A 16,448-nucleotide genomic window follows, 5' to 3' on the forward strand; every position below is an offset into this window, starting at 1 on the left:
AGGTGTACGCCATGGTGGCTCCGCCGGACAACGACGTGCTCTGGGCACGTGCCCTGCATGTCAAGCACAACGGCTCTCCCGCGCTCAGCGGCGTCTCGCTCGGGGTTCGCGTGGGCGAGATCCTCGCCGTCGGCGGCCCGCGCGGCAGCGGCAAGACCACGCTGCTGAGGTGCCTGTCCGGGCAACTCCTGCCGCAGCAGGGGGAGGTCTGGTTCAACAGCACGCCCGTGCACACCATGGGCCCGCACACCCGCGAACGGCTCCGCCGCGACCGCTTCGGCTGGATCGACCCGGCGCCCGTCCTGGTGCCCGAACTGAACGCCTGGGAGAACGCCGCGCTGCCGCTGATGCTGCGCGGCGTGGGGCGCCGCCAGGCCAAGACCACCGCCCTGGAGTGGCTGGAGCGCCTCGACATCGGCGGCTGCGCCCGCAGGCGCCCGTACGCCCTGCTCCAGGCCGAGCGTCAGCGCGTCGCCATCGCCCGCGCGCTGGTCCCCGCGCCCACCGTGCTCTTCGCCGACGAGCCGACCGCCCCGCTGCACCGCGTCGAGAGCGCCAGCGTCCTGCGTACGCTCACGACGGCGGCCCGTTCGCACGGCATCACGGTCGTGCTGGCCACGCACGACGCGGACACCGCGGCCCTCGCCGACCGCAAGGTGTCGCTGCTGGACGGGCGGCGTGTGAACACCGTCCATCTGCCTCCGGCCACCGAGACCGAGTCGGAAGGCCGGGCCGCGTGCTCGCTCTCCGCCTAGCCCGGGGCGCCCGGCCCGCCGTTCAGCTCCGCCGGTTCCTGGTCGCGGTGGCGTCGGCGGGCACGGGCTTCCTGCTCCTGTGCGCCCTGGGGTTCGCGATGGGGCACCCGCACGACTCCTCGGCCGCCGCACTCCGGCTCGCGTGGTGCCTCGCGCCGCTCGCCGCCACCGTGCAGTTCGCGGTGGCGGTCGCCCGCACCGACCCGGCCACCCGTCCCCGGTCCGGCCTCTCGGCGATCGGTCTGGGACCGGGTCGGCTGATGCTCCTCGCGGCGATCTCCACGGCGGTGTCCTGCACGCTCGGTTCGGTGGTCGCGCTGCTCTGCGTGCTCCACCTACGCGGCGATCTGAGCGGTCTGCCCTTCGACGGCGAGGCCTCCGAACTGCTCGCCGGGAACCAGCCGTTGCCCCTTGCGGCCACGCTCACGCTGCTGGCGCTGGTACCGCTCGCCGCGTCGCTGGCGAGCGCACTGGCACTGCGTCCGCGCGAAGGCAGGCCGTCCGGCGCCGGTAGGACCCGCAGGACCGGCACGCGCGCAGCCGCCACCGAAGCCGGCGGCTCCGGCCGCGACGCTCACCCTGACGCCCCGGGCCCACCGGTGGAGCCGCACCCCGCCCCTCGCCCCACTCCCACCGGCCTGCCCTGGGGCGTGGCGGTGCTCGCGGCCGGGCTCGCCGTCGAGACGTACGCGAGTCGCAGCGGCCCCGCGTCCGGTCCCGCCCTGCCCGGCTCTCTCGCGGGCGGCTCCGTCGGTGTGCTCCTCGGCTGGGCGCTCACCACGCTGGGCCTGGCGATGGCGGGCCCCGCGCTCACCCACCTGAGCGGCCGACTGCTGCAGGCGATGCGGCCGGGCGCGTTGCGGCTGCTGGCCGGGCGCATCCTCATGGAGGAGGCGGGGCGCATCGGCCGGCCGCTCGGCGTGGTGTGCGCGGTCGCTTCGGGGGCGTACGCCATGGCCGCGCTCCATGCCGACGCGCGCCCCGAGGTGGGGCCGCTCACCGTGCTGGGCGTGCTGCTCGTGGCGGGCTGCGCCGTCGGGACGCTGCTGACGGCCGCGGTCGAGGCCAAGCACGCTCGTGCGGACACCACGGCGGCGCTGCTGGGGCTCGGCGCGCCCGCCACATTGCTGCGTGGCGCCGCCGCGCTCCGCGCGGGCGCGCTGCTCGCCGTCCTCGGCCCGCTGACCTGGGCGATCGCGGGGCTGGCGGCAGTTCCGCTGGCCGACTGATCCCCCGCACGAAAAAAGTTCGCGACAGCCGATGAGTTTTCGGCGAGCCTCTGGTCTAACCCATCGAACAGCACGTCACCACAAAAGGGGAGAGACCGCACATGTACCAGCAGATGATCTTCGTGAACCTTGCCGTCAACGACCTCGACGCCTCGAAGAAGTTCTTCACGGAGCTCGGCTACGAGATCAACAAGCAGTTCTCCGACGAGCACGGCGCCAGCGTCGTCATCAGCGACACGATCGCCGTGATGATCATGGACAAGCAGCGCTACGCGGACTTCACGAAGAAGGAGATCGCGGACTCGACGAAGACCAGCGAGGTACTGCTGTGTCTGAGCGCCGAGAGCCGCGAGAAGGTCGACGAACTGGTCGAGAAGGCGCTGGCGGCGGGCGGCTCCCCGTCGGGCGAGACGCAGGACCACGGCTTCATGTACGGCCGCGCCTTCGACGACCCGGACGGCCACACCTGGGAGATCATGTGGATGGACCCGGCGGCCGTCCAGGGCTGAGGTCCAGGGCACAACGCGTTGCTTACGCGGCCACTCCTAGCATGGGCGGGTGCAGACTATGCCCGCCCATGCGGCCCACCACCAAGACAACGAGATCGAGACCCTCGAAGAGTTCGACGCGATCGTCTCCGCGCGCGGGACTCTCGCCGGGTTCCGCGTCCAGGCCGTTGATCTGACGGACCGTACGCGGGAGTTGCTCACCACCGACACCGCGGGGGCCGTCTTCCTCGGCTGCGCGATGCGCGAGGAGGCGGCGGCGAAGGTCCGCGCCGCCGGCGCCCTGGTCTTCCCGCCCGTCCCGGACCTGCCCTTCGACCCGTACCGCGGTCATGCCTACACGCCCGGCGAGCTGTTCGCCTCGCTCGACAAGGGCTACGAGCAGACGCCGGACGCCCTCGCCTACGCCTGGTTCCAGCAGACCAAGGCCGACGGCGACGTCTACGCGTCGATGCTGCGCTCCGTCCACGACGACTCCGTCTCCGACGCCCTCGACGAACTCCTGCGCGGGACACGGGTGGTGGGCGTGATGGGCGGCCATGCGATGGCCCGCGGCACTCAGGCGTACGAGCGCGCCGCGCGGCTCGGGCGGGCGCTGGCAGGGGCCGGCTTCACGGTGGCGACGGGCGGCGGCCCGGGCGCCATGGAGGCGGCGAACCTGGGCGCGTACGCGGCGCCGTACGACGACGCGATGCTGGCGGACGCCTGCCAACTCCTCGGCAAGGCGCCCTCGTTCACGCCCTCGATCACCGAATGGGCCCGGTCCGCCTTCGAAGTGCGCGAGCGCTGGCCGAAGGGCAACCACTCCGTCGGGATCCCCACCTGGTTCTACGGCCATGAGCCGCCGAACGCCTTCGCCTCCCACATCGCCAAGTACTTCGCCAACGCCACCCGCGAGGACGGCCTGCTGGCCCGCTCGAACGCGGGCGTCGTCTTCCTGCCGGGCGCCGCCGGGACCGTACAGGAGGTCTTCGACAACGCGACGCCGAACTACTACGAGTCGCGCGGCGAGCCCACCCCCATGGTCCTGGTCGACCGCGTCCACTGGACGGAGCGGCTGCCGGTCTGGCCGCTGCTCCAGTCGCTGGCCAGGAACCGCTCGATGGAGCCACGGATCGCCCTCGTGGACCACGTCGAGGAGGCACCGGAGGCACTGGTCCGGCTGGCTCGGGCAAGCGTCGGCTGAGGGCAGGTGGCAGGGCAGGTCGGCACGGTCACGGCGAGATCGGCGCCCCGTCGAGCACGACGATCTCGGCGGCGTCGAACGCCACTCCGACCTCGTCCCCCGGCTCCGGCGCATCCCGCAGTGCGCACGCCGCCTCCAGCCGCGGTGCGCTCTCCGGCTGCAGGTGTACGGAGACATGTGTGCCGCGGAACGTGCGCGCCGCGACCGTGCAGCGCAGTCCCTCCGCCGACGGTACGAGTCGTACGCCCGCGGGCCTGATGAGCAGCGTGACCTCGCCCTGTGGGGCACCGGCGGGCATCGGAACCTTGCCCCACGGCGTGTCCGCGGCCTCTCCGCTGACGCTCGCTCCGACCACGTTCTCGAAGCCGAGGAAGCGGGCCACGAACTCGTCCGCCGGCCGCTGCCACACCTCGAGTGGCGTACCGGACTGGGCGATCCGCCCGTCGCGCATCACGACGACGCGGTCGGCGAGCGCGAACGCCTCACCCTGGTCGTGGGTGACCGCGAGCACGGTGGTACCCAACTCGCTGAAGAGTTCCCGGAGTTCGACGACGAGCCGCTCGCGCAGGGAGCGGTCGAGCTGGCCGAGCGGTTCGTCGAGCATGAGCAGGCGGGGGCGCGGGGCGAGAGCCCGGGCGAGGGCCACGCGCTGCTGCTCGCCCCCGGAGAGGGAGGCGATGGCCCTCGAAGCGGCTCCCGGCAGACCGACGAGTTCCAGCAACTCCCTTACCCGTATGCCCTGTTGCGCCTTCGACGCACCGTGCATCCGCAGCCCGAAGGCCACATTGCCGCCCACATCGCGCTGCGGGAACAGCTGGTGGTCCTGGAACATCAGGCCGACGCCCCGCTTGTGCGCGGGGACCCCACCGAGGTCCCGGCCGTCCAGGAACACCCGCCCGGAGTCGAGCGGCTGCAGCCCCGCGACCACCCGCAGCAGCGTCGACTTGCCGCTGCCGCTGGGCCCGAGCACACACACGATCTCGTGCTCGGCGACGTCGAGGCCGACGGCGTCCAGCGCGGTACGCCCCCCGAACCGTACGGTCGCCTCATCCAGCTCGAGCATCGTCAGAACTCCCCCGTCCGGTCGGTGCGTATGCGTTCCAGGAGGAGCAGCGCCACCGCGCACACCACCATCAGAATCGTCGAAAGGGCCATTGCCTGGCCGTAGTTGAGCTCGCCCGCACGTCCGAGGAGTCGAGCGACGGCGACCGGCAGAGTCGGGTTGTCCGGCCGCGCGATGAAGACGGTCGCGCCGAACTCGCCGAGCGACACGGCGAAGGCGAACCCGGCCGCGACCAGCAGGGCCCGCCGCACCATCGGCAGATCGACCTCCCGCCACACTCGCCACGGCGAGGCCCCGAGCACGGCCGCCGCCTCACGCAGCCGTACGTCCACGGCCCTCAGAACGGGCAGCATGGTGCGTACGACGAAGGGGACGCCGACCAGCGCCTGGGCGAGCGGCACCAGGATCCAGCTGCTCCTCAGGTCCAGCGGCGGCTCGTCGAGCGCGATCAGGAAACCGAAGCCGACGGTCACCGCAGACACGCCGAGCGGGAGCATGAGCAACGCGTCGAAGCCCCGTATGAGACGGCCGGCGTCCCGGCGGGTGAGCGCGGCGGCCGCGAGACCGCCGATCAGCAGGGCGAGGGCGGTAGCGGCGAGGGCGTACTGGAGTGAATTGCCGACGGCCTCGATGGGCGGTACGAGGAAGACTCCGCTCTCGTCGCTGGTCAGCGCCTTGTAGTACGCGAACCCGGGTGCGTCCAGCGAGCGTTGGACCAGCACCGCCAGTGGCAGTACGAGCAGTACGGCGGCGGTGCCGAGGACGGCGGCGAGCAGCGCCCACTGCCCGGCGCCGCGCGGCCGTCGCGCGGTCACGGAGGCGTCGACCAGACGCAGGGCCGTCTCCCGGCGGCGTACGGTCCATGCGTGGACGGCGAGAATCGCCCCCACCGCCACGAACTGGATCATGGTGAGCACGGCGGCTGTCGAGAGGTCGAAGATCTCCGAGGTCTGCCGGTAGATCTCGACCTCGAGGGTGGCGAAGGTGGGCCCGCCGAGGATCTGCACCACACCGAAGGAGGTGAAGGTGAAGAGGAAGACCATCAGCGCCGCGGCGGCCACGGCCGGGCCCAGGGCAGGGAGCGTGACCTTGCGCCAGGCCGCGAGCCGTGAGGCGCCGAGGACCCGCGCGGCCTCCTCCTGACGCGGGTCGAGTTGCGACCAGAGGCCGCCGACGGTGCGTACGACGACGGCGTAGTTGAAGAAGACATGCGCGAGCAGGATGGCCCAGACGGTGGTGTCGAGGCGCACGCCCCACAGCTCGTCGAGGAGTCCACCGCGCCCGACCAGCGCCAGGAAGGCAGTCCCGACGACGACCGTCGGCAGCACGAACGGGACGGTGATGACAGCCCGCAGCACCTGCTTGCCCCTGAAATCGAAGCGCGCGAAAACGTATGCGCCGGGGAGCGCGATCAGCAGTGTGAGAGCAGTCGAGACAAGCGCCTGCCAGGTCGTGAACCACAGGACATGCCGGATGTCGGACTGGGCGAGCACCTCACCGACCCGCCCCAACTGCCAGGCCCCGTCGACCTTGAGGCCACGGGCCACGATCGCCGCGACGGGGTAGGCGAAGAAGAGCGCGAAGAACACGACGGGCACGACCAGCAGGGCGAGCCGCGCCGCGCTCTTCCCGGGAGCCGGTGTCCTGGGGCGTCCGGCCCTTACTTCAGTACGAGCGACGTCCACGACTTGACCCACTGGTCACGGTTCTTGGCGATGTCCTTGGGCGCCATGACCTCGGAGTCCTCCGCCGGGGCGCCGTACTTCGTGAACTCCTCGGGGATCTGCGCGTCCTCGCGCATCGGGTACACGAACATGTTGAGCGGCATGTCGGCCTGGAACTTCTTCGAGATGAGGAAGTCGATGAGAGCCTTGCCACCCTTGGCGTTCTTGGCGTTGCTGAGCAGTCCCGCGTACTCGATCTGCCGGAAGCAGGTGCCGTAGGCGACGCCGGTCGGTGCGGTGTCCGGCTTGGGGTCGGCGAAGACGACCTCGGCGGGCGGAGAGGAGGCGTAGGAGACGACGAGCGGCCGGTCCCCCTTCGCCTTCTTGCCGCCGGCGGACCCGGAGAACTCCTCGTTGTAGGCCTGCTCCCAGCCGTCGACGACCTTCACGCCGTTGCCCTTGAGCTTCTCCCAGTAGTCCTGCCAGCCGTCGCCGCCGTACTTTGCGGCGGTGCCCAGCAGGAAGCCGAGGCCGGGCGAGGAGGTGGAGGCGTTCTCGGTGACGAGGAGGTCCTTGTACTCGGGCTTGACGAGGTCGTCGAAGGACTCCGGCGGGGTCAGGTCGTTCTCTTCGAAGTAGGCCTTGTCGTAGTTGACGCAGATGTCGCCGAAGTCGATGGGCGTGACCCTCTTCTTCTGCTGGTCGATCCGGTACTCCGGGGGCAGCAGATCGGAGTCCTTGGCCTCGTACTTCTGGAACAGGTCGTTGTCGAACGCCCGGGACAGCAGGGTGTTGTCGACGCCGAAGAGGACATCGCCCTGCGGGTTGTCCTTGGTGAGGATCGCCTTGTTGAGGGCCTGGACTGCGTCCCCGTCCTTGAGGACCTTCACCTGGTAGCCGGACTGCTTCTCGAAGTCGCTGATCACGCTCTTGGACGCCGCCCACGAGTCATGGCTGACGAGGGTGACGGTCTTGGACTCCGAGGCCCCTTCCCCGTCCCCGGAGCCGGACGACGTGCAAGCGGACAGCGTGACCAGACCGAGCCCGACGGCCACGGCCACGAACTTCTTGGTGGTGCTCACTGGATCCCTCCTGGGGATGACCAGAAGAGACGCGGCCCTGCCCGGCACTCTCGGAGAACTCCCGAGGCTCCCGGGCAGGGCACAACAGCTGGCTCGAGTGAAGACCGAACTTCCTACCCAGAATGACCTGGGCGAGGTTCAGAGGGTCTGCGGCCGTGCCGCACTCTCAGCGCTGTGGCGCTCCCCTGTCGGATTTTGCAGGTATGAAGATGTGTACGGAGGTCAGAGTACCGCCTGATCCGCCCGTGCCCACCGCTCGGTGGACGCTGTGATCAGCCCGTGCCCTGACTCCCGTCAGCGCTCGGTCGCCGCGAGCTGCCCGCACGCCCCGTCGATCTCCTGGCCACGGGTGTCCCGGACGGTGACCGGCACCCCGTGCGCGGCGATCGCCTCGACGAACGCCTTCTCGTCCTCGGGCCGCGAGGCGGTCCACTTGGAGCCGGGCGTCGGGTTCAGCGGGATCAGGTTGACGTGCACGGGCTTGCCCTTGAGCAGCCGACCGAGCCGGTCGCCGCGCCACGCCTGGTCGTTGATGTCCCGGATCAGCGCGTACTCGATGGACAGCCGGCGCCCGGACCTGGCCGCGTACTCCCATCCGGCGTCGAGGACTTCCCGCACCTTCCAACGTGTGTTGACGGGTACGAGGGTGTCGCGCAGCTCGTCGTCCGGGGCGTGCAGCGAGATGGCGAGCCGGCACTTGAAGCCCTCGTCGGCGAACCGGTGGATGGCGGGGACCAGTCCGACGGTCGACACGGTGATGCCGCGCTGCGACAGCCCGAGCCCGTCCGGCTCGGGGTCGGTGAGCGCCCGTATCGCCCCGACGACGCGCTTGTAGTTGGCGAGGGGCTCGCCCATGCCCATGAAGACGATGTTGCTGAGCCGCGCCGGGCCACCGGGGATCTCCCCGTCCCGCAGTGCCCGCATGCCGTCGACGATCTGGTGCACGATCTCGGCGGTCGACAGATTCCGGTCGAGCCCGGCCTGCCCGGTGGCGCAGAAGGGGCAGTTCATGCCGCAGCCCGCCTGCGAGCTGATGCACATGGTGACCCGGTCCGGGTAGCGCATCAGCACGGACTCGACGAGCGTCCCGTCGAGCATTCGCCACAGGGTCTTGCGGGTCGTGTCCTGGTCGGTCGACAGATGCCGTACGACCGTCATCAGCTCGGGAAGCAGTGCCTCCTGGAGCTTGGCTCGCGAACCGGCGGGGATGTCGGTCCACTGCTCCGGATCGTGCGCGTACCGGGCGAAGTAGTGCTGCGAGAGCTGCTTGGCACGAAACGGCTTCTCACCGATCGCGGCAACGGCTTCCTTGCGCTCGGCGGGCGAGAGATCGGCAAGGTGCCGCGGCGGCTTCTTGGCTCCGCGGGGGGCGACGAAAACGAGTTCTCCGGGCTTCTGCATGGCCATACAAGTGTCGCAGACATACGAAGAGGGGCTCGCCACCTGTGGACAACGAGGTGGACAACGAGCCCCTCACGTATGAACGTGCAGGTCAGCAACGATTCACAAAGGTCATCCCGAACCGACGAAGATCACCAGCAACAGCCACACCACCGGAGCCGTGGGCAGCAGCGAATCCAGTCGGTCCATGATGCCGCCGTGGCCCGGCAGCAGCGTCCCCATGTCCTTGATGCCGAGGTCCCGCTTGATCATGGACTCGCCGAGGTCGCCCAGGGTGGCGGTGACCGCGACCGCGAAGCCCATGAGCAGGCCCTGCCACCAGGTGCCGTCCTCGATCAGGAACTGCATGAACAGTGCGCCGGCCACCATGGCGAAGGCGACCGCGCCCAGCAGGCCCTCCCGGGTCTTGCCGGGGCTGATGCGTGGGGCGAGCTTGTGCGTTCCGAAGCGCCAGCCGATGGCGTACGCGCCCGTGTCACTCACCACGGCCAGCGCCAGGAACGTGAGGACCCGCCACGCGCCGTCGTCGGCGGTGAGCATCATCGCCACGAACGTGGCCAGGAACGGGATGTAGAAGGCCGCGAAAACGCCCGCTGTGACGTCCTTGAGGTAACCCTCGGGTGGTTCCGTCATACGCCAGACGAGGACCGCGAGAGCGGTGAGCGCCATCGCCACCCAGGCGCCCTCTGCCCCCCGCACGTATCCGGCGACGACCATCGCCGCACCGCCGAGTGCGAGCGGAACCAAGGGCGCCTTGATGCTCTTGCGCTCCTGGAGCCGCGAGGTGAGCTCCCACAGGCCGACCACGACGGCGACCACTATGACGCCGACGAAGACGGCCTTGACGACGAACAGCGACACGACGATCACCGCACCGAGCGCGACGCCGACCCCTATGGCAGCACCCAGGTCGCGGCCCGCGTTCTTCTTCTTCTGCGGTGCGGACGCCGGCTGTGAGGCGCTGGACATGGGCTCCTGCGGCTTGGGCTGGTGCTGCGACGGGGCCCGGTGCGACGGCGTCTCGTCGCGGAACAGGGGGCCACCCGTCGAAGCGGCCCCCCGTTCGTCATCCTGGTCTCCGCCATGCGCGGGTACGTCGGGCACGATGGGCATGGGGCGAGTCTGCTGGGCGTTGTGCGCGTCGTACGCGGGACCCGCCGGGGCAGCCCCCTGGACAGGCCCCTGGTCGGACGGCCCCCAGTACCCGGCTTGTGGCGGCGCCCCCCAGGAAGAGTCGTTCATCAGACCTCGAGCAGCTCTGATTCCTTGTGCTTGAGCAGCTCGTCCACCTGGGCGACGTACTTCGCGGTGGTGTCGTCGAGCTCCTTCTCCGCACGGCGGCCCTCGTCCTCGCCGACCTCGCCATCCTTGATCATCTTGTCGATGGCGTCCTTGGCCTTGCGGCGCACGGACCGGATCGAGACCTTGGCGTCCTCGCCCTTGGTCTTGGCGACCTTGATGTAGTCCCTGCGTCGCTCCTCGGTCAGCTCGGGGAACACCACCCGAATGATGTTGCCGTCGTTGCTCGGGTTGACGCCCAGGTCGGAGTCGCGGATCGCCTGCTCGATGTTGCGCAGCGCGCTCTTGTCGAACGGGGTCACCACGGCCATGCGCGGTTCCGGCACCGAGAACGAGGCCAGCTGGTTGATCGGCGTCAGTGCGCCGTAGTAGTCGGCCACGATCTTGTTGAACATCGCCGGGTGCGCACGACCGGTGCGGATCGCGGCGAAGTCCTCCTTGGCGACCACGACGGCCTTCTCCATCTTCTCCTCGGCCTCGAGGAGGGTCTCTTCGATCACCACTTGCTCCTGCGTGTCTTGAGTAGGCCCGGCAGCTGTTCCTGGTCGGGGTCGGCAGCCGGCTGCGTCGCGTCTTATTACTGCACGGTTCCCGACCGGCAGGACATTGTCCATCCCCCGGTCAGGGTCCGTCCTCCTGGCGGGGACAGTCCCGGTCAGGCCCGGCTGCCTTGGTCACCCACGAGAGTGCCGATCTTCTCACCCTTGACGGCCCGCGCGATATTGCCCTCCGCCAGAAGCTCGAAGACCAGGATGGGCAGCTTGTTGTCCCGGCAGAGTGTGATGGCCGTCATGTCGGCGACCTTCAGGTCCCGCGTGATGACCTCGCCATAGCTGAGCGAGTCGAACTTGACGGCCCCGGAGTTGGTCTTCGGATCGGAGTCGTAGACCCCGTCCACACCGTTCTTGCCCATCAGCAAGGCTTCGGCGTCGATCTCCAGAGCCCGCTGGGCGGCGGTGGTGTCGGTGGAGAAGTACGGCATGCCCATACCGGCGCCGAAGATGACCACGCGGCCCTTCTCCAGGTGGCGCACGGCGCGCAGCGGGATGTACGGCTCCGCGACCTGCCCCATGGTGATGGCGGTCTGCACGCGCGAGTCGATGCCCTCCTTCTCCAGGAAGTCCTGAAGGGCGAGGCAGTTCATGACCGTACCGAGCATGCCCATGTAGTCGGAGCGGGCCCGGTCCATGCCGCGCTGCTGCAGCTCGGCACCGCGGAAGAAGTTGCCGCCGCCGATGACGACGGCGATCTGGGCACCACCGCGGACAACGGAGGCCACCTCGCGGGCGATTTTGTGCACCACGTCGGGGTCGACGCCCAGTCCCCCGCCACCGGCGAACGCCTCACCGGAAAGCTTCAGCAGAAAGCGCCCCGCGCCTTTGCCGTGATCGCTCTTGTCGTCCTTGTCGGCCTTGGTGGTGGTCATGGAGATCCCGCCTCTTTTACGTGTCGCACATACGAAGGAGGCCATTGCCGGTGGGTGTTCTCATCCCATGCGCGGCAATGGCCTCCTCGTCAGATCTGCTGTCGTCCGTCACGCACGCGCGCGTGCCCACGTGCGAGGACGACTGCTGTCGACCCTAGCGGGCTCTCGCGTGGATCGCGGTACGGACTCAGATGCCGACCTTGATGCGCACAAAGCGCTTCAGGGTGACACCGGCCTCGTCCAGGACCTTCTGGACGGACTTCTTCTGGTCGAGCGCGTACGGCTGGCCGAGGAGCGTGGCGTCCTTGAAGAAGGCGTTGACGCGACCCTCGACGATCTTCGGCAGGGCGGCCTCGGGCTTGCCCTCGGCACGCGTCGTCTCCTCGGCGACACGACGCTCGCTCTCGACGACCTCGGCCGGAACGTCCTCACGGGAGAGGTACTTGGGCGCGAAGGCGGCGATGTGCTGGGCGATGCCCTTGGCGGTCTCGGCGTCCGGCTTGTCCAGCTGCACCAGGACACCGATCTGCGGGGGCAGGTCGGGCATGGTGCGGTGCATGTACGCGGAGACGTACTCGCCGGAGAACTGGGCGAAGCGGTCCAGGACGATCTTCTCGCCCAGGTTGGCGTTGGCCTCGTCGACGTACGCCTGAACCGTCTTGCCGGGCTCGATCTCGGAGGCGAGCAGCGCCTCGAGGTCGGCCGGGGAGGTGGCGGCGACGTGCGCGGCGAGCGCGTTCGCGGCGGCCTGGAACTTCTCGCCCTTGGCGACGAAGTCCGTCTCGCACTTCAGCTCGACGAGGACACCGGAGGTGTTGTCGTCGGCGATCACGGAGACGACGGCGCCGTTCTCGGCGGAGCGGCCCTCGCGCTTGGCGACGCCCTTCTGGCCCTTGATGCGCAGGGCCTCGACGGCCTTGTCGACGTTGCCGTCGGCCTCGTCGAGCGCCTTCTTGCAGTCCATCATGCCGGCGCCGGTGAGCTCGCGGAGCTTCTTGACGTCGGCGGCGGTGTAGTTCGCCATGATCAGTGAATCTCTTCTCGGAGTTCGAAGTCTCGAAGTCGGCGTCCGCCGCTGATCGGGCGGGCGTCCACCGAAGATCTACGGTCTACGGGTGAACGGCGGGCGGCGCGCTGGCGCCGCCCGCCGTCACTTGAGCCGTGACGCTGGAGTCAGGCCCACGACGCGAAGGTCAAGGCCTGCGACGCCGGGGTCAGGCCTGCTCGGTCTCGGCCGGCTTCTCGGCCTCGGCAACGGGGGCCTCAACAGCGGCCGGAGCCTCGGCAGGGGCCTCAGTCGGGGCCTCGGCGGGGGCCTCAGCCTCAGCAGCAGGGGCCTCAGCCGCGGCCGGAGCCTCGGTGGTGGCCTCCTCGGCCTTCTTCTCGCCACCCTCGAGCAGGTCGCGCTCCCACTCGGCGAGCGGCTCGCCCGCGGCCTTCTCACCCTTGGCCTCGGCGGCGGCACCGGAGCGGGCGATGAGGCCCTCGGCGACGGCGTCGGCGATCACGCGGGTGAGCAGGGTGACGGAGCGGATCGCGTCGTCGTTGCCCGGGATCTTGTAGTCGACCTCGTCGGGGTCGCAGTTGGTGTCGAGGATGGCGACGACCGGGATGTTGAGCTTCCGGGCCTCACCGACCGCGATGTGCTCCTTCTTGGTGTCCACGATCCAGACGGCGCTGGGCACCTTGGACATCTCGCGGATACCGCCGAGGGTCTTCTCCAGCTTGGCCTTCTCGCGCGAGAGCACGAGAAGCTCCTTCTTGGTCAGACCGGACGCGGCGACGTCCTCGAAGTCGATCTGCTCGAGCTCCTTCAGGCGCTGCAGGCGCTTGTAGACGGTCGAGAAGTTGGTGAGCATGCCGCCCAGCCAGCGCTGGTTGACGTAGGGCATGCCGACGCGGGTGGCCTGTTCGGCGATGGCCTCCTGCGCCTGCTTCTTCGTCCCGACGAACATGACCGTGCCGCCGTGGGCGACGGTCTCCTTGACGAACTCGTAGGCGCGGTCGATGTACGACAGCGACTGGAGCAGGTCGATGATGTAGATGCCGTTGCGCTCCGTGAAGATGAATCGCTTCATCTTCGGGTTCCAACGGCGGGTCTGGTGACCGAAGTGGACGCCGCTTTCCAGCAGCTCCCGCATCGTGACGACGGCCATGGCCGTACTCCTTGGTGTTCTCGGTTGTGCCGCGCGTGCCGGACGGCACGCGCGCCTGACGCCCGCGATGCGCCTGCCACTAGGGACCGAGGGGCGCTGACACCGGCTTTTGGTGGCCCGATGTCGGGGCGTGCGAAGTCGACCCGGTGACCCGGATCGCCATCAGAAGTGTACGGGACAGGCGAGGCACCGGGTGACGCCGCTGTCCACAACCGCCCGGTAGTCCACAGATCCTGGCCATGATCCACTTTTCCCCGCGGACCGCGGGAGCGTTCTCGCATGCGAGCAGAACGAGGTCGACGATGTCAGCGATGTCTTCGTACGTGGTCGGCGCTGCTGTTGGGCCTGACGGTGACCGCCTTCGGCGTCACCCTCCCCGCGGCCGGGGCAGCGGCTCCCGGCGGCGCGGACGGTCCGGCACCGCCGGGAGCCGATGTCCCGATCCCGGCTGTCGGCCGCGCCTGGCCTGTAGGGGTACGTCCACCGGTGACCCGCGGCTGGGACCCGCCGATGACGGAGTACGGCCGGGGCCACCGCGGCTTGGACCTCACGGTGCCATCAGGCACACCGGTCCGCGCCGTCGCCCCGGGCCGTGTCTCCTTCGCGGGCAGGGTCGCGGGCCGCGGAGTCGTCTCGATCGAACTCGACAGCACCGGCGATCCCCCCTTGCGCACCACATACGAGCCGGTTCGCGCGACAGCGAAGAAGGGAGACAAGGTGACGCCTGGTGACATCGTCGGCGTCGTAGAACCCACGGGCTCCCACTGCCAGGCGTCCTGCCTGCACTGGGGCCTGCTCCGAGCCGACACCTACCTGGACCCGCTCTCCCTGCTGCCCCCATGGCTGCTTCACCGGGGCCCCTCACGCCTGCTTCCGGTCATCGGCGTACCGGAGGGGCCACCGACGTAGGGGAAGCAGTCCGTTCCGAGGGGGCCGGGGTTCGGCAGCGGACCCCGGCTACCCGACTGGGAAGCCCGGGGAGCGAACTCATCCGCCAGTCAGCCGGCTCCGGCAAGCCGAGGTCCAGCCGACGAAGCGTCAGCCAAGCCGAGCTCCAGCCGGCCAAGCGTCAGGCCGGCCGAAAGGGCCTCAGCCTCGTACCCCCCGCAACGCCATCGCCACAGCGGCATCGGTGATGACGCCCGGATCCTCGGCCGCGCCCAGCTCGATGCGCCGTACCGCCGCGTCCACGATGCCCTGCAGGAGCATGGCGGCCATACGGGGCTGGCCGTGCCCCATGTCCCCGAGCGCTTCCACGATCATGGCGACGAGGCCGCCGTGCGCGGCGCGGATCTTTTCGCGTGCGCCCGCGTCGAGTTCGCTCGCGGAGATGGCGACCACAGCCCGGTGCCGCCGGTCACCGACCAGGGCGAGTTGTTGGCGGACATACGCCTCGACCTTGCCCTCGGGCGTCTCGGCCTGCGACATCGCCGCCTCGACCTCGGCCGCCCATACCGGGAAGTCGACCTCGCAGAGTTCTTCGACCACGGCCGCCCGAGAACGGAAGTACTCATAGACGGAGGACCGCGCGAGTCCCGTGCGCTCGGCGAGCGCGGGGAACGTCAGCGCCTCAGTCCCACCCTGCGACAGCAGTGATCGTGCCGCGTCCAACAGGGCGGCTCGCTGCATCGACCGGTGCTCGGCCACGGAGGCCGCTCGAATCCTTGGCACGCCTCCACTTTACGGATGGACCACCCGCGACGGGAGCCACTCCGCACGACGAGGTCTGATGAAGGCTCCGAGCAGAAGGCGCGAGTCAGCCAAGTCGGCGGACGTCAGCGGCGGTCAACGGGCGAAGCTTGCAAGCTTCGCCCGCAGTTGGAGCACCGACTTCGTGTGGATCTGGCTGACCCGGCTCTCGGTCACCCCGAGTACGTTGCCGATCTCGGCGAGCGTGAGGCCCTCGTAGTAGTACAGCGTGACCACGGTCTTCTCGCGCTCGGGCAGCGTGTTGATGGCCCGTGCGAGAAACCGCCGCAGCTCGCGGTCCTCGGCGACCTCCACGGGGTTGTCGGCCGCGGTGTCCTCGAGCGTGTCCATCAGGCTCAGCCGGTCACCGCTCTCGCCCCCGACGTGCAGCAGCTCCTCCAGGGCCACCACGTTCGCCAGCGACAACTGGCTGAAGACGGCGTGGAGTTCGCCCACCCCGATGCCCAGTTCGTCGGCCACCTCGCCCTCCGACGGACTGCGCCGCAGCCGGGCCTCCAGCGTCGCGTAGGCCCGCTCGACGTTGCGCGCCTTCTGCCGCACGGACCGCGGAATCCAGTCCAGCGCCCGCAGTTCGTCGATCATCGCACCCCGGATCCGGGTGATCGCGTACGTCTCGAACTTGATCTCCCGCTCGATGTCGAACTTCTCGATCGCGTCGATCAGCCCGAACACCCCCGACGAGACGAAGTCCGCCTGTTCCACGTTGGGCGGCAGCCCCACACTCACCCGGCCCGCGACGTATTTCACCAGCGGCGAGTAGTGGAGGATCAGCTGCTCGCGCAGCCGCTCGTCGCCCGTCGCCTTGTACGACCTCCACAACTCGTCGAGCGTCGAGGGCGCGGGCGGCCGCACGTCGCCGCGGGCAGCGGGGGGAACAGCCGCCCGGTCTGACCCGGAGGTGTGCTGGGGCATTCGTCGTCTTGTGCCGTTCTGCCGTGAACAGGGAGTGCCTGAGTGAGCTGTCGGTCTGA

The 16,448-nt window shown here is 69.6% G+C and carries 16 protein-coding genes; 5 read left to right on the forward strand and 11 right to left on the reverse strand.

Going from position 1 to position 16,448, the window contains the following annotated elements:
- The first annotated feature begins 11 nt into the window (after positions 1-11).
- The 4 genes from IEZ21_RS03515 to IEZ21_RS03530 all read left to right on the forward strand — a co-directional run bounded on the left by IEZ21_RS03515 (position 12) and on the right by IEZ21_RS03530 (position 3,676).
- On the forward strand, positions 12-755 hold the full coding sequence (locus IEZ21_RS03515) for an ABC transporter ATP-binding protein (RefSeq protein ID WP_033321134.1): 744 nt from the start codon (positions 12-14) through the stop codon (positions 753-755).
- The gene (locus IEZ21_RS03520; protein ID WP_189320430.1) at positions 737-1,984 is read left to right on the forward strand and encodes a hypothetical protein; all 1,248 of its coding nucleotides are present in this window, start codon (positions 737-739) and stop codon (positions 1,982-1,984) included. The genes IEZ21_RS03515 and IEZ21_RS03520 overlap by 19 nt, the downstream gene beginning before the upstream one ends.
- Before the next feature lie 101 nt (positions 1,985-2,085).
- Complete coding sequence (locus IEZ21_RS03525) at positions 2,086-2,493, forward strand: VOC family protein (RefSeq protein WP_189320431.1); 408 nt, start codon at positions 2,086-2,088, stop codon at positions 2,491-2,493.
- A gap of 49 nt (positions 2,494-2,542) precedes the next feature.
- Complete coding sequence (locus tag IEZ21_RS03530) at positions 2,543-3,676, forward strand: LOG family protein (protein WP_189320432.1); 1,134 nt, start codon at positions 2,543-2,545, stop codon at positions 3,674-3,676.
- 28 nt (positions 3,677-3,704) lie between these two features.
- Here the strand turns inward: IEZ21_RS03530 and IEZ21_RS03535 are convergent, their stop codons facing one another.
- From IEZ21_RS03535 to rpsB, 9 genes are all read right to left on the reverse strand, one after another.
- Positions 3,705-4,739 (reverse strand): ABC transporter ATP-binding protein, encoded by a 1,035-nt coding sequence (locus IEZ21_RS03535; protein WP_189320433.1) that lies wholly within the window; start codon positions 4,737-4,739, stop codon positions 3,705-3,707.
- Positions 4,740-4,741: 2 nt separating this feature from the next.
- The gene (locus IEZ21_RS03540) at positions 4,742-6,424 is read right to left on the reverse strand and encodes an ABC transporter permease (RefSeq protein ID WP_189320434.1); all 1,683 of its coding nucleotides are present in this window, start codon (positions 6,422-6,424) and stop codon (positions 4,742-4,744) included.
- Positions 6,400-7,485: a thiamine ABC transporter substrate-binding protein gene (locus tag IEZ21_RS03545; protein WP_189320435.1), complete on the reverse strand. Its 1,086-nt coding sequence runs from the start codon at positions 7,483-7,485 to the stop codon at positions 6,400-6,402. The genes IEZ21_RS03540 and IEZ21_RS03545 overlap by 25 nt, the downstream gene beginning before the upstream one ends.
- 294 nt (positions 7,486-7,779) lie before the next feature.
- Positions 7,780-8,886, reverse strand: coding sequence for a dual-specificity RNA methyltransferase RlmN (rlmN, locus tag IEZ21_RS03550; RefSeq protein ID WP_189320436.1), 1,107 nt, complete (start codon positions 8,884-8,886; stop codon positions 7,780-7,782).
- Between the two features lie 111 nt (positions 8,887-8,997).
- On the reverse strand, positions 8,998-10,128 hold the full coding sequence (locus IEZ21_RS03555; protein ID WP_189320437.1) for a phosphatidate cytidylyltransferase: 1,131 nt from the start codon (positions 10,126-10,128) through the stop codon (positions 8,998-9,000).
- A complete protein-coding gene (gene frr, locus IEZ21_RS03560; RefSeq protein ID WP_033321128.1) occupies positions 10,128-10,685 on the reverse strand; it encodes a ribosome recycling factor in 558 nt (185 codons plus the stop codon). The genes IEZ21_RS03555 and frr overlap by 1 nt, the downstream gene beginning before the upstream one ends.
- Positions 10,686-10,840: 155 nt before the next feature.
- Positions 10,841-11,611 (reverse strand): UMP kinase, encoded by a 771-nt coding sequence (gene pyrH, locus IEZ21_RS03565; RefSeq protein ID WP_033321127.1) that lies wholly within the window; start codon positions 11,609-11,611, stop codon positions 10,841-10,843.
- A gap of 187 nt (positions 11,612-11,798) precedes the next feature.
- Positions 11,799-12,635, reverse strand: coding sequence for a translation elongation factor Ts (tsf, locus tag IEZ21_RS03570; RefSeq protein ID WP_033321126.1), 837 nt, complete (start codon positions 12,633-12,635; stop codon positions 11,799-11,801).
- Between the two features lie 190 nt (positions 12,636-12,825).
- Positions 12,826-13,767 (reverse strand): 30S ribosomal protein S2, encoded by a 942-nt coding sequence (gene rpsB, locus IEZ21_RS03575; RefSeq protein ID WP_033321125.1) that lies wholly within the window; start codon positions 13,765-13,767, stop codon positions 12,826-12,828.
- 279 nt (positions 13,768-14,046) lie between these two features.
- On the opposite strand from rpsB, the gene IEZ21_RS03580 reads away from it, so the two are divergent.
- The gene (locus tag IEZ21_RS03580) at positions 14,047-14,676 is read left to right on the forward strand and encodes a M23 family metallopeptidase (RefSeq protein ID WP_189320438.1); all 630 of its coding nucleotides are present in this window, start codon (positions 14,047-14,049) and stop codon (positions 14,674-14,676) included.
- Between the two features lie 180 nt (positions 14,677-14,856).
- Here IEZ21_RS03580 and IEZ21_RS03585 read toward each other — a convergent pair whose 3' ends face one another.
- Entirely contained in the window at positions 14,857-15,414 is a 558-nt protein-coding gene (locus IEZ21_RS03585; RefSeq protein ID WP_033321123.1) for a TetR/AcrR family transcriptional regulator, read from the reverse strand.
- Positions 15,415-15,552: 138 nt separating this feature from the next.
- A complete protein-coding gene (whiG, locus tag IEZ21_RS03590; RefSeq protein ID WP_189320439.1) occupies positions 15,553-16,389 on the reverse strand; it encodes an RNA polymerase sigma factor WhiG in 837 nt (278 codons plus the stop codon).
- Positions 16,390-16,448: the final 59 nt, after the last annotated feature.

Source organism: Streptomyces flaveus (assembly GCF_014647675.1).
Taxonomy (GTDB): domain Bacteria; phylum Actinomycetota; class Actinomycetes; order Streptomycetales; family Streptomycetaceae; genus Streptomyces; species Streptomyces flaveus.